The organism is Actinotignum inguinis (genome assembly GCF_051265835.1).
Classification (GTDB): domain Bacteria; phylum Actinomycetota; class Actinomycetes; order Actinomycetales; family Actinomycetaceae; genus Actinotignum; species Actinotignum timonense.
This window is the reverse complement of sequence record NZ_JBOZDP010000002.1, coordinates 141,812-155,321: the sequence shown is the minus strand read 5'-3', so window position 1 is coordinate 155,321 and position 13,510 is coordinate 141,812. Positions and strand designations below refer to the sequence as shown.

General features: G+C 62.5%; 9 protein-coding genes. 5 read left to right on the top strand and 4 right to left on the bottom strand.

The genetic code is table 11. From position 1 onward, the window contains the following. Positions 1-55: 55 nt before the first annotated feature. A complete protein-coding gene (locus ACRQFC_RS01945) occupies positions 56-2,491 on the bottom strand; it encodes an Rne/Rng family ribonuclease (protein WP_101595013.1) in 2,436 nt (811 codons plus the stop codon). A 496-nt stretch (positions 2,492-2,987) separates the two neighbouring features. Here ACRQFC_RS01945 and ACRQFC_RS01940 point away from each other — a divergent pair, with 496 nt between their 5' ends. From ACRQFC_RS01940 to ACRQFC_RS01920, 5 genes are all read left to right on the top strand, one after another. Continuing rightward, the gene (locus tag ACRQFC_RS01940; protein WP_026429452.1) at positions 2,988-4,493 is read left to right on the top strand and encodes a cytochrome ubiquinol oxidase subunit I; all 1,506 of its coding nucleotides are present in this window, start codon (positions 2,988-2,990) and stop codon (positions 4,491-4,493) included. Positions 4,494-4,502: 9 nt separating this feature from the next. Further along, positions 4,503-5,630 (top strand): cytochrome d ubiquinol oxidase subunit II, encoded by a 1,128-nt coding sequence (gene cydB, locus ACRQFC_RS01935; RefSeq protein ID WP_087070878.1) that lies wholly within the window; start codon positions 4,503-4,505, stop codon positions 5,628-5,630. Between the two features lie 174 nt (positions 5,631-5,804). After that, a complete protein-coding gene (gene cydD, locus ACRQFC_RS01930) occupies positions 5,805-7,595 on the top strand; it encodes a thiol reductant ABC exporter subunit CydD (RefSeq protein WP_284896353.1) in 1,791 nt (596 codons plus the stop codon). Then, a complete protein-coding gene (gene cydC / locus ACRQFC_RS01925; RefSeq protein WP_284896351.1) occupies positions 7,592-9,352 on the top strand; it encodes a thiol reductant ABC exporter subunit CydC in 1,761 nt (586 codons plus the stop codon). The genes cydD and cydC overlap by 4 nt, the downstream gene beginning before the upstream one ends. Positions 9,353-9,354: 2 nt before the next feature. Then, positions 9,355-11,043 (top strand): sensor histidine kinase, encoded by a 1,689-nt coding sequence (locus tag ACRQFC_RS01920; protein WP_284896349.1) that lies wholly within the window; start codon positions 9,355-9,357, stop codon positions 11,041-11,043. A gap of 103 nt (positions 11,044-11,146) precedes the next feature. On the opposite strand, the gene ACRQFC_RS01915 is transcribed toward ACRQFC_RS01920, so the two are convergent. The 3 genes from ACRQFC_RS01915 to rnc form a co-directional block, all read right to left on the bottom strand. Further along, a complete protein-coding gene (locus ACRQFC_RS01915) occupies positions 11,147-11,764 on the bottom strand; it encodes a response regulator (protein WP_039899046.1) in 618 nt (205 codons plus the stop codon). Positions 11,765-11,838: 74 nt separating this feature from the next. Further along, positions 11,839-12,720: a bifunctional DNA-formamidopyrimidine glycosylase/DNA-(apurinic or apyrimidinic site) lyase gene (gene mutM, locus ACRQFC_RS01910; protein ID WP_284896348.1), complete on the bottom strand. Its 882-nt coding sequence runs from the start codon at positions 12,718-12,720 to the stop codon at positions 11,839-11,841. Between the two features lie 9 nt (positions 12,721-12,729). Beyond that, positions 12,730-13,509 (bottom strand): ribonuclease III, encoded by a 780-nt coding sequence (gene rnc / locus ACRQFC_RS01905; protein ID WP_101595023.1) that lies wholly within the window; start codon positions 13,507-13,509, stop codon positions 12,730-12,732. Between the last annotated feature and the right edge of the window lies 1 nt (position 13,510).

Sequence of the window (13,510 nt, the reverse complement as noted above, 5' to 3'; positions counted from 1 at the left end):
TCGCTATGGGATGCGCCACGTACCTTAGGCGCGCGGCGCATTCCACCACCCCGGTTTACCCTTGGGAACTCGCCGGGAAACTCAGAACCCCCGCCCCGTTGCCGGTGGAGATGGGTCCGGAAGAAACCACGGCGCGCCGCTTGGTACCCCCGCGCGTACCGTTAGCCGCTTCACTCGATCCGGTGTGGATAGAGGACGACGGCGACACCGTCTTTGCGTGGGCGCTAGTCGAAGCGGCCGCGTGCGTGGGGCTCACCACACCGGAGGAGATAACCATGCCGGTCTTCCGCGCGGTGCCCGTGCTTGCGGTGCCGGTTCCGTTAGTTGCGGTACCAGATGCAGTGCGTGCGCCGCCCGTGACAGCCGCATCCTTGGTGGTAACGCTCGAGGTATCCGCGGTGGCTGCCGCGCTGCGCGAGCTACGACGACGCCGCGTAGCCGGCTGCTTCTCGGACTTATCCTGTTTATCTGGCTTCTCCGACTTTTCAGATTTCTCCGACTTTTCCGACTTCTCCCGCTTCGCGGATTTCCGTGATTCGGCGGGCTTGTCGGTTTTCTCCTGGTTGTCCGCCTTCTCCTGGCTATCTTTCTGCTGCGCATCAGCATGCCCGGCAGCGGCGATGGAATTCATCATCTGCACAGCCGCCTCGCGCTGCGGCGCCGAGGCTTCCCGCCGCGCCTTGCGCTTGCGGGGTGCGTGAGGTTCTTCGTTTTCCTCCACCGGGTGATCATGAATAATATAGCCGCGCCCTTCACAGGCCTCACAAACAGTAGAGAAAGCCTCCACGAGGCCCTGCCCCACGCGCTTGCGGGTCATCTGCACCAGGCCCAGGGAGGTTACTTCCGCTACCTGGTGGCGGGTGCGATCACGCCCGAGACACTCGATGAGCCGGCGCAGCACCAGGTCACGGTTGGATTCCAGAACCATATCAATAAAGTCAATAACCACAATCCCGCCGATATCGCGCAGCCGCAATTGCCGCACGATTTCTTCGGCCGCTTCCAGATTATTGCGGGTAACCGTTTCTTCTAGCGAGCCACCCGATCCGGTGAATTTCCCGGTGTTCACGTCCACCACCGTCATGGCTTCGGTGCGGTCAATAACGAGGGTTCCGCCCGAGGGCAGCCACACCTTGCGATCAAAAGCCTTGGCGAGCTGCTCTTCCACCCGGTAGGCCTCGAAAATATCGCGGGAATCATCCCAGCGGCTCACCCGGTCCATGAGTTCGGGGGACAGCTCTTCCACGTAGGTGGAAATCGTTTCCCAGGCATCCTCACCCTGCACGCGCAGGGAATCAAAATCTTCGTTGAAGATATCGCGTACCACCCGCACGGCCAGTTCCGGTTCGCTCTTGAGTACCTGCGGGGCGGTTTTCGCCGCCTTGGCCTTGCGCTGAATTTCCTTCCAGCTCTTCGTCAGGCGATCCACGTCATTCTGGAGCTGTTCAGCGCTCGCACCTTCGGCGGCGGTACGCACAATAACGCCGTGATCTTCCGGCACAATTTCTTTAAGAAGCTTCTTGAGCCGCGAGCGTTCCGAATCGGGAAGCTTACGCGAAATACCGGTCATATCCCCACCGGGAACAAGAACAAGATGCCGCCCAGCCAGGGTAACCTGGCTGGTCAGGCGCGCGCCCTTATGGCCAATAGGATCCTTGGTGACCTGCACCAGCACGGTATCCCCGGATTTCAGGGCCTGCTCAATGCGCCGGTTTTTACCCGTAACCCCGGCGGCTTTCCAATCCACTTCCCCGGCGTAAAGGACCGCGTTACGACCCTTACCGATATCCACGAAAGCGGCTTCCATCGAGGGCAGCACATTTTGCACCCGCCCCAGGTACACATTGCCAACCATGGAAATCTGGGTATGCCGCGCCACGTAATGCTCGACGAGCACATCATCTTCGAGCACCGCGATTTGGTTGAGACCATCGCGTTCGCGCACGATCATGTCACGCTTGACCGATTCGCGCCGCGCCAGGTATTCCACTTCTGTAATGGAACCGCGCCGGCGCGCCGAACCCTCGCGGTTTTCGCGGCGCCGGGCCCGCTTGGCGGCCAGGCGAGTGGAGCCCCGGGGCGCCGCCACTTCATCATCGGAAGAAAGGCTACGACGACGCCTGCGGGTGGGCGCTACCGAAGTATCATCCGTTTCTTCGTGCTCGCCTTCTTCAGAGGCGGCGTCGTCGTGCTCCGCACTTCGAGGCGTGCGGGCAGAAGAATCATGCTCGCCACGTTCGCGCCGGCGGGTGCGCCGGGAGGAAGAATTATCGCCAGAATCGGAATCTGCGCCGCTGGAAGAATCGTCATCAACGAGGTAGGTGACCCGGATGGCGTTGGCAGCGTCGGGTTCCTGGAAGAGTGGAATATCCGTATTAATACGGAAGCGCGGGATGTCCACCACCTCTTCTTCTGGTGCCGGAATAAAAAACGGGCTCGCCGCAGCCGCACTCACGGTGCCGTGCTCCGACGCGGTGGCTTCTTTCGCCATTCGTCTACACTTCCCGACAGGCGCGCACCCCGTATCCCGTGCGGGCCTGTCACCATTGCGGCCAATGCCGCGCAAGCACATCTACGTTCGAGGGCATATCCGGCGCTCACAATCTGCCGGCCAGGTTCTTCACTGCCTCAAACCACCGGGGCGATACGGTAGCGCCCGGTACACTGGTACCGATTCTACATGAGGAGTCCCGGGCCGGCGCTGGGAGATTCCCGCATTCTCCGCAAAGGCAGCACCTCAGTGGGATGCCCAATCGCCACCACATGAGGCCGGTCAGGACTTTCGTCCTTATTTTTTGACAGGTGTCGCTAACCTGTGTGCCAGATGGCACATGAGCGCCGCGCCGGACAAAAGTCCCTCGTGTTCGATACCTCTTATTGCCGCTGCGGTGAGTAGGATCGAGGGTGAAAAAATGATCGCGCTGCTACGGGACCACCGCAGCGCTCCACGCGCGATCACACGTGTTACACATCGGAAAGGTGAAAAGGTGGATCCGATCACCCTTGCGCGATGGCAGTTCGGTATTACAACCGTCTACCACTGGCTTCAGGTGCCCCTGACCATTGGCCTGTCTGTCATCGTTGCGTATATGCAAACTAAGGCCCGCAAAACGGGCGATCCGAAGTGGCAGCGGATTACCGATTTCTTCGGCAAGATCCTGCTCATCAACTTCGCGCTCGGCGTTGCCACCGGTATCGTGCAGGAATTCCAGTTCGGTTTGAACTGGTCGGAGTACTCGCGTTTCGTCGGTGACATCTTCGGCGCCCCGCTCGCTTTCGAGGCTCTCCTGGCGTTCTTCCTGGAGTCCACGTTCCTCGGATTGTGGATCTTCGGCAAGGGCCGCCTCTCCCCCAAGGTGCATAACCTGACCATCTGGCTTTTCTCCATGGGTACCGTGATCTCCGCGGCCTGGATTTTGGCCGCGAACTCCTTCATGCAGGATCCGCACGGCGCGGTCTTCAACCCGGAAACCGGGCGCGCTGAGCTGGACGGCATGGCGGGCTTCCTCGGTCTGTTCGCCAATACCACCTGGGTACTCACCTTCCTCCACACCATGGGCGCCGCCTTCACTCTGGCCGGCGTTGTGGTGGCCGGCTTCGCCTTCTGGTGGATGGCCCGCTCTATTCGCCTCTCCGGCAATGAAGTCGAGGCGCGCGAATACTGGAAGCCCACCGCCAAGCTCGGTCTCAAGGTCACCCTGGTTGCCGCGATTATCGCCGCGCTCTCCGGCCACTACATGGGCCAGCACCTCGGCGTGATCCAGCCGCCCAAGGCCGCGGCCATGATGGGCGTGTGCCAGGGTGAAGAAAACGCCAAGCTGTCCCTCGTGATGTGGGGTAATAGCTGCGAAGATGCCACCTCCATTTACGTACCGATTCCCGGCCTGGAATCCTTCATGATGACCAACCACTGGTCCGGCCCCGAATCGCGGCTGGAATCCATTAGCGAAGCTAATGAGCGGGTGCGGGATCGCATCCACCAGATGGAAAACGTCAATGCGGAACTCGTGGAGAAATTCGATACCGCGTTCGAAAACCAGCAGGTCACCCCGAATGTTCTGGCGTCCTACTACTCCTTCCGCGTGATGGTCGGAGTTGGACTGCTCGACATCCTCATCGCGGCCCTTGGGCTGTGGGTGCTGCGCGGGGATCGGATCATGCGTTCGGAAAGCTGGGGTAAGTTCTGGCTGTGGATGATTCCGCTGCAATTCGTGGCGAACTCCGCGGGCTGGATCCTGACCGAAATCGGCCGCCAGCCGTGGATCGTGTACCCGACTCAAATCGACGGCGTGCTCCTTATGACGGATCTGGGCGTTTCCCACTCCGTCAATGGTGGCAGCGTGGCCTTCTCGCTAACGATCTTCACTGTGCTCTACTCGGCACTGGGCGTGGTGTGGGTGTGGCTCTTGGGCCGCTACCTGCGCGAGGGTATCAATACCCACAAGAAGGTCGTCGAATACGATGCGAAATCTACCCCGAATTTCGTTTACTAGGAGGACCTCATGGAACAAACATTTTTGATGACACTGTGGTTCATCCTCGTAGCGGTCCTGTGGATTGGTTTCCTCGCTCTGGAGGGCTTCGGCTACGGCGTGGGGATGTTCCTCAAGACCTTTGCGCGTAATGAACGTGAACGCCGCGCGATGATCAACTCGATTGGACCCCACTGGGATGGCAACGAAGTGTGGCTGCTCACCGCAGGTGGCGCTACCTTCGCGGCGTTCCCGGAATGGTACGCCACCATGTTCTCGGGTATGTACATCGCCCTCGTCCTCGTGCTCGTCTGCCTCATTATCCGGATCTGCGCCCTGGAATGGCGCAAGATGATCCGCACCGAGCGCTGGCGCAACACCTGGGACACCCTGCATTGCATCGTCTCGTGGATCGTCTCGATCCTCTTCGGGGTGGCTTTCGCCAACCTCGTAGCCGGGATGAAAATCGAAGTAGGCAACTACTCCTCCGGTGAGTTCGTGGCCGTGGCACCCGATGCGGTGACCTGGGAAGCCCTCGCGGATAACCACCACTACCTGACCGGCGGGTTCTTCTCGCTGCTCACTCCCTTCACCATCCTGGGCGGGCTCGTGACCCTCTCGCTGTTCTTCAGCCACGGCGCGCTGTGGCTCTCGATTAAGACGGCCGGTGAACTCCAGCTGCGCTCCATTAACCTGGCGAAGCGCACCACCGTGATCTCCACGGCGATCACCGCGGTCTGGGCACTGTGGGCCTACTTCGTGTACAGCTCGCAGGTGCTGGCGATTATCCCGCTGGCTATCTGCGCGCTGCTCCTCATTGCCACCGTGGTAGCCACCTGGGCCAACCGTGAAATTCTGGCCTTCGGGCTGCACTTCGCGGCAATTGCCGGGGCGGTATCCACCATCTTCGCGATGATGGTCCCCTACGTCATGAAGTCGTCGATCAACGAGGCCTACTCCCTCACGATCGCGCAGGCTTCGGCCACCGCGCCGACGCAAACCATCATGACCATTGCGGCACTCATCTTCGTTCCGATCGTCCTCGGTTACACGGTGTGGGCATACTCCGTGTTCCGCAAGCGCATTGACGCTGGCCAAATCCCCGAGGAACCCGTGGGATTGGAACCGAAGAAGATCCGCGAGTTCGAGGTTCGCTAAGTAGCACGTGAGATCGGGAGGCCGCGCGCACGCACCGTGCGCGCGGCCTCCCCTCATAAACCCCCACCTTCACAAACTCGCTCATAAAACCGCCGTAGCGGCCTCGCGAATTCGCGTGGCCGCCGGGTAAGCAAGACCGGGCGGGCTACTATAAAGCAGAGTGCAAGGAGAAGAATGAAGCCCGTTGATGCTCGACTCATGAAATTCGCGCCTACGGCGCGCCGCTACGTCGCCCTACTCGGCGGCGTTGGTTTTCTCGAAACAGCGCTCGTGCTCGCGCAATGCTTCTTTATTGCCGCTTCGGTCGCCCCGGTGGCAGACGGCGATCTCACTTTCCGTGATATCGGCTGGCCGGTGTTCGGGGTGGCAGCGGCCTTCAACGCACGTAGCCTTCTTATCTATATCCGCGAATCCTACGGCCATCGCGCCGCGCTGCGCACCATCGCTAATCTTCGCGCCCGGGTACTACGCCGCGCCGGTGATCTGGGCGACCGCTGGCTCGCCGCGGGAAACACCTCCACCACCGTCACCCTGGTGACCTCCGGGCTGGACGACCTGGAACCCTATTTCGTCAAATTCCTCCCTCAGCTCATCCTCACCTGCACGGTCACGCCCTTCGCGCTCGTCGTTATTCTTTTCCTCGATTGGGTGAGCGCTATCGCCATCGTGGCCTGCATCCCCCTCATCCCGATTTTCATGATCCTCATCGGGCGCATGACCCAAGCTTTCTCCAATGAACGCCTCGCTTCCATGCAGCGCCTGGGCCAGCAGCTCCTTGACCTCCTGGGCGGCCTTTCCACCCTCAAGGCGCTCGGGCGTGAAGAAGGCCCGGCCCGGCGCGTCAAGCACCTCGGGGATGATTACGCGAAGAAAACACTTCAGACTCTCTATATTGCTTTCCTCTCCGGTGCTGTTCTGGAATTCCTCGCCACGCTCTCCACCGCCCTCGTTGCGGTGGAGGTGGGCCTGCGCATGGTGGCCGGAAACGTCTCCCTTTTCACCGGCCTGACGATTATTATGCTCACCCCGGAAGTTTTTAAACCGCTGCGGGAAGTGGGCACCCAATTCCACGCCTCTTCCAACGGGGTGGCCGCTTCCGCCCAGGTTTTCGACCTGCTCGAACAACCCCTGCCCGTGGAAAACGGCACGCTCGACTGCCCGGATCTAGCCACCTCCCCCATCACCATTTCCGATCTTTCGGTGCTCGCCCCGGGCCGCGATACCATCGCTCCCTCGCATCTGAATGCCCAGATACTTCCCGGGCACGTCACTGCTTTGCGCGGGGCTTCCGGTTCCGGAAAAACGACGACGGCGAATGTGCTCCTCCGCTTCATTACCCCCGATAGCGGAACCGTGCATATCGGCACCACCCCGCTCGCAGATATCCGCCAAGAAAGCCTGTGGGCGCAGATTTCCTGGGTTTCCCAACGCCCGGTGATCGTGCCGGGAACCGTGGAGGAAAATATCGGGGTAACTCCGGGCCCGGCCCTGGAACGCGCCGCCGCCCTCGCCGGTTTCGACGAGGTCATCGCCGAACTTCCCGACGGCTGGAATACCTTCATCGGGCAGGGCGGGGTGGGCCTTTCCGTGGGTCAGCGCCAACGCCTTGCCCTCACCCGCGCCCTGGTATCCGAGCGCCCGCTGGTGCTCCTCGATGAACCTTCCGCCCACCTGGATGCCCGTAGCGAAAAGCGCGTCGTCGAATCTGTTGCGCATCTGCGCGCGCAGGGCCGCACGGTTATTGTGATCGCGCACCGCACCGCGCTTCTCGATCTTGCGGACGCTGTTATTGATGTTGTATCGACGACGGCGCAACCGGCCACCGCGTCTCCCGCCACCGCAGGGCCGGTCCCCGGGCTAGCCGCAGAGCACGCGCAAACGCATGCCGCCGCGCACACACAAGCCGCCGCGCAAACGCAAGCCACCGCATCCACCAACTCCCAGACAACCGAGGTGACCAAGTGAGTACTTTCCCTCAAGATGAACGCCGCGCACTCATCCGTGCCCTGCGCCTGCTGCGCGTGGATAAGGGCGGATTCTGGGGCTCCGTTGCGGCGGGTGCCGCCGGGCTGAGCAGCTCGGTGGCCCTGGCCGCCGTTTCTGCCTGGCTTATTACCCGCGCGTCCCAAATGCCGCCGGTCCTTGCCCTCGGGGTGGCCACCACCTCGGTGCGTTTCTTCGGGGTGTCCAAGGCACTGCTTCGCTATGTTAATCGGATTTTCTCGCACCGGGTGACCCTCTACGGGATGTCCAACCTGCGTACTGCCGTGTACGCGACCCTGGCTGATTCCCCCACCGACGTCGTTACTTCGGTGCGGCGTGGTGACCTGCTCGCCCGTACCGGCCGGGATGTCGATTCCGTTGGCGACGTCGTCGTCAAAGCGGTGCAACCGGGCGCGGTTGCCGGGATAGTCTGCCTGGTCTCCTGCCTGCTCGTGGGGATTCTGTGCCCACCCATCGGCCTGCTGCTGGCCGGCTGCCTCCTGATTTCCGGAATTCTCGCGCCCTACCTGGCCATGCGCGGAGGCCGCATCGCCGAAGAAGCGCAGGTGCGTGACGAAACCGAGATTTCCGCTACCGCGCTGACCATGCTGGATTCCGCCGCGGAGCTGCGGGTAGCCGGGCGGGTAGGCGCCATGGAGGACGTGCAGGAAGCCACCGAACAGCGGATCTTCCGCCACCGCGACGCCGCGGCCCGCCCCCAGGCCCTCGCCATCGCCCTCGATACCCTCGCTATGGGAATCGCCGTGGTGGGTGCGATTCTTATCGGGAGCCGCGCCCTGGATGCCGGTACTCTTTCCGCTACCGCGCTGGCGGTCTGCGTGCTCACCCCGCTCGCTGCTTTTGAAGCCACCCAGGGCCTCGGGGAAGCCGCTATCCAGCTGGTGCGTTCCGCCAAAGCCGCCCAGCGCATCCTTGAGCTCCTCGACCGGGCCCAGCGCAGCGAAGAACCGGAAGCCCCGGCCCCGGTTGCGGAACACGGCCTGCATGCCACCGACCTCATTATCGGGTGGCCGGACGGCCCGGATGTGGCCGGGCCTTTCGAGCTGCACGTGGAACGCGGCTCCTCCATCGCCATCGTGGGGCATTCCGGAATCGGAAAATCCACCCTGCTCTATACCCTGGCGGGAATGCTGCACCCGCACGCCGGCTCGGTGCGCTTGGACGGGCACGAAGTTTCCACCCTCGACCGGCGCACCGTGTCCCACACCCTCACCCTCACGGCGGAAGACGCCCACGTTTTCGAAACAACCGTGCTGGAAAACCTGCGAGTGGCCCGCCCCTCGGTCACGGAAAGAGAAGCGGTGGAACTCTTGGTGCGAGCGGGCCTGGGCACCTGGCTCACCCAGCTTCCGCGCGGGGTACACACCCTGCTGGGAGAGGACGCCGCCACGATTTCCGGTGGAGAACGACGGCGCCTGCTCCTTGCCCGCGCACTGGCCTCCGACGCGGAGTTCTTGCTCCTGGATGAGCCCGGCGAGCACCTCGACCCGGAAACCGCCGATGAGCTTATCCGCGATTTGCTCCGGGCCGGTAAGAATAGCGCCGACCCGCGTACTATTATCTTGGTGACGCACCGGCTCACGCCCCTCGATGCGGCCGACGAGGTTATTGTGATAACCCGCGATGAGGGCGGCATCGCCCACGTGAGCGCGCGCGGCACCCACGAGGAGCTCACCGAAAGGCTCGCCTCATACGCATGGGCGGCGAAACAGGAATAAGGATGCTGGATACCACAACGGTTATTTTCAATGCGCTGGCCTTGACCGCGCGCCTGGATCGCACCCAGGTGCTCGAAAATCTGGCCGGAGCCGGATTGAAACTAACCGGGGCATCCAGCGCCGCCGTTCTCATCTTCAATTCGGCGGAAAAGGTGACGAGCATTGTCACCCTGGGCCAGCCGCTTCCCGCGGCTGCCAGCCTCACCCCCACCAGCCTGGATCGGGACCTCGCCAGCCTGGGTGATGAGGATACCGTGATGTGGGATCGCGCCGAAGCAGTAAGCGCCGTGCACGATGAGAGTGGCATCATCCCGGAGCCCGCCGCTGGCAGCACTCCCCTGAGCGCCGCCGGCCACCAGGACGGAATCTACGGCCCGGGTATCACGAATTTCCTCACCTCCCGCCTCATGACCGGGAACCGGGTGCTCGCCCGAGTGATCTTCTTTAACAAGCCCGGTGCTTTTAGCGAATCCGATATTAACCTCATTGCGCTCTTGGCGCGCGCGGCCACCATCGCCGTTGAAAATGCGCGCCTGTACGAGGAATCGAACTCCCGTGCGCAATGGCTTTCTGCCTCGCGGCGCATCACTATCGCGCTGCTGCAAGGAAGCGACGAAGAAGAGGCCCTCCAGCTCATCGCCACGGAAATGCGGCGGGTCGCGGATGCCGATCTGGCCCTCATTATTCTGCCTTCGGTGGCCGATACCTGGGCCTGCGAATTTGTGGCGGGGGATGCCGGGCAGGACCTGGTGGGCACCACCTTCGGGCGGGATTCCCGAGCGCGGGCCGTGGCCCAAAGCGGGCTCGGGCGTATTATCGATACCAGCACCGCGGCTCCCTCCCTCGATAACCCCCTCGACCGTTTCGGCCCGCTTCTTTACGCGCCCATGGCCGGCGGGGATACCGCACGCGGCGTTATTATCCTGGCGCGGCTGCGCGGACGCGCCGAATTCGACATGGTTGATTTGACGATGGCGGAAAGCGTGGCCAACCAGGCGGCCCTCGCCCTGGAACTGGCCGATGCCCGCTATGTGCAAGCCCAATCGGCCCAGCTGGAAGAACGCTCCCGTATTTCGCGCGATCTGCACGATTTCGCGATCCAGCAGTTATTTGCTTCCGGGATGCGCCTATCCGCGCTGCGTGATGATTTAGCAACCGAGGATGCGGTGGCCGATAACGTACTCGATTCCCTCGATAACGCCATCGAGTCGATTGACGAATCCGTGGCGCAGATCCGCCAGATTATTTACTCACTGCGCGGCCCGGATACGTCTGTTCCGGTGGTTTCACGCTTGCGCCGCGAGGTCAGCTCCGTCACGGCGCAGCTCGGCTTCACCCCGAGCCTGCGGATTACCGTGCGCGGCGAAGATATTGATAGCGGCACCCATACCGAAATCGATGATGCCATCGGTTCGGATATTAGCGACGATGTTATCGCGGTGGTGCGCGAATGCCTGTCCAATGCGGTGCGCCACGCCCACGCCCATTCCATCACCGTGACGGTCACCGTCACCGACCGCGATATTAGCGTGGAAGTTGCCGATGACGGCGTGGGTATTGGCGAATTGAGCCGGCGTTCGGGGCTGTCTAATCTGGCCGCCCGGGCCCGGCGCCACCACGGCACTTTCTCCATCGCTCCGGGAAGCGAACGTGGTACCGTGGTGCGCTGGCGGGCCCTTATTGACGGATAAATGCCCGCTTGGGTGACAGCGACAGGCACAAGCACCTCAACGGGCACTATGGCTGCCGGCTCAACCGGGTGGCTGCACAGCCGCTCCGCCACAACAAGCGTTCTTACTGGTTACGCCAACCGGTGGCACGCTGGCCGGCCACCCACGCGGCCACCTGGGTGCGCCGCTGCAGGCCCATCTTGGATAGCAGCGAGGTGATGTGGTTCTTCACCGTCTTTTCCGCCACCCCGAGCTGCTCGCCGATTTCCCGGTTGGACAGCCCATCCCCGATCAGCTCAAGAACATTGCGTTCCGAGGGGGTGAGATCCGCGGTGGGGTCATCATGATCGGCGCGCCGGCGCGAGACCGTACGCTCATCGAGAAGAACGCGCCCTTCGGCCACGGCCTTGATATTGTCCGAGATCTCCGCCCCGCGCACTGACTTCAAAAGGTACGCTTTCGCGCCGGCGTTGAGGGATTCGGAGAGTGCGTCGTCGTCATCAAAAGAGGTGAGGACGATGCACTTGGTATCGGGGCTGACTTCCTGGAATTGATTAATAATGTCAATTCCGGTGCCGTCCGGGAGGCGCAGATCCACCAGCGCCACATCGGGGAGTACCAGGCCGCCGCGCCGCACCGCTTCTTCTACGCATCCGGCTTCAGCGACCACCTCGAGGCCCTCCGAACGGTCAACCACCTCAATGATTCCCCGCCGTACCACTTCATGATCATCAATAATCATGACGCGAATATTTTGTGCCACGCGCCGGCCCTCCTTTTTGCATCACCATCATCGGTCAATAATCCGCCCTTATTCTACCCAATCGGAGCGACTTGACATACCGGGCACAGCGTGGTGGAACGGCCCCCGAGGGTAATTTTCTGCAAGGGGGCACCGCAGCGCACGCAGGGCTGCCCGGCCCGCCCGTAGGCCTGCAAAGACCGCTCAAAATAGCCGCTCTCCCCATTGACATGCACATACAAGCTGTCAAACGACGTTCCGCCGGCGGCCAGCGCGGCCTCCAGCACTTCCCGCCCGGCGTTGAGCAGTACCTGCGCCGCAGCCGCGGGGAGCGCGGTCGCCTCCGGGTGGATGCGCGCCCGGTAGAGCATTTCATCGGCGTAAATATTGCCAATCCCGGAAACAATCTCCTGGTCGAGGAGCACGCGTTTGAGCGCGCGCCGCGTGGTGCCGAGAATGTCGAGTAGCGCGCTTTCATCCAGATAAGGATCCAGTAGGTCGCGGGCAATATGCGCCACGGGCGCGGGTACGACGGCGCGCTTGGATCCCGCCCCGCCCGGCTGGCCATCAGCGGTGGCCTGGAAAGCGACCGGTGCCAGATAGCCGAAGGTGCGCTGGTCCACGAAATCAAGTACCAGGCCATTATCGAGTTCGAAACGGGCCCGCAGGTGGCGGCGCTGCCCGGCAGGGCTTTCTTCCTCGCCCGGCTCATCCACCCGGAACTGCCCGGACATGCCCAGGTGGGCGAGGAGGGCCAGGTCCTCCCCCATATCGCACCACAGGAATTTTCCGCGCCGTACCACCGCTCGCACGGTGCGGCCCACCAGCGGAGCCAGGCCCTGCGGGGCACGGCGGATCACGCGGGTGCCGAAAGCGCGGGCGGCGAGGATGCGCCGGCCAACCAGGTGCTCGGCCAGCCCGCGCCGGATGGATTCAACTTCGGGAAGTTCGGGCACGCCTACCTACTAGGATTCCGCGCCGGCAGCGCCCTCGGTGGCGGATGCACCCGTGCCGGGAGCTGCGTCGTCGTTCTTATCCTCAGCCACCGGTTGCACTTCACCCTTCTCGATCAGATCGGCGAGAATCCGGTAGGAGGCTTCCGCGGCGGCGTGGCGTGCGTTCTTTTGCGAGGTGCCCTCGCCGCTGCCCCATGCGCGCCCGGCCATCGACGCAACAGCCGTGAAAACCCGCGCGTGATCGGGGCCGGTGGAGCTGAGTTCGAACTCCATGGTGCCCTCCCAGCCCAGGCCGTGCGCGAGTTCTTCGAAACTCGTTTGCCAATCAAGGTTCGGGCCCAGCACGGAGGCGTCTTTAATCTTGGAATCGAGGAGTCGGTCCACGATTTCGCGGGTGGGTTCCATCCCGTGTTCCAGGTAAGTGGCGGCGATCAGCGCTTCCACGGTATCGGAAAGGATGGAGTCCTTATTGCGCCCGCCGGAGCGGTCTTCCCCGCGGCCCAGGCGCAGGGAATCGCCCAGGTTGATACGCCGCGCCACATCGGCGAGCGCCTTTTCGGACACCGCGTAAGTTTTCATCTGGGACATATCACCTTCGGATGCGTCCGGGTATTCCCGGAAAACTTTCTCTGCGATAATGAGGCCCAAAATGGAGTCACCCAGGAATTCCAGGCGCTCGTTATGGGGTTCGTCGTGTTCGAAAGCGAAGCTGCGATGCGTGAGGGCGCGGCGCAGCAGCGGCCGGGGCAGGTCAATTCCCCACTGTTCCACTAATTCGCGATAGGCCATA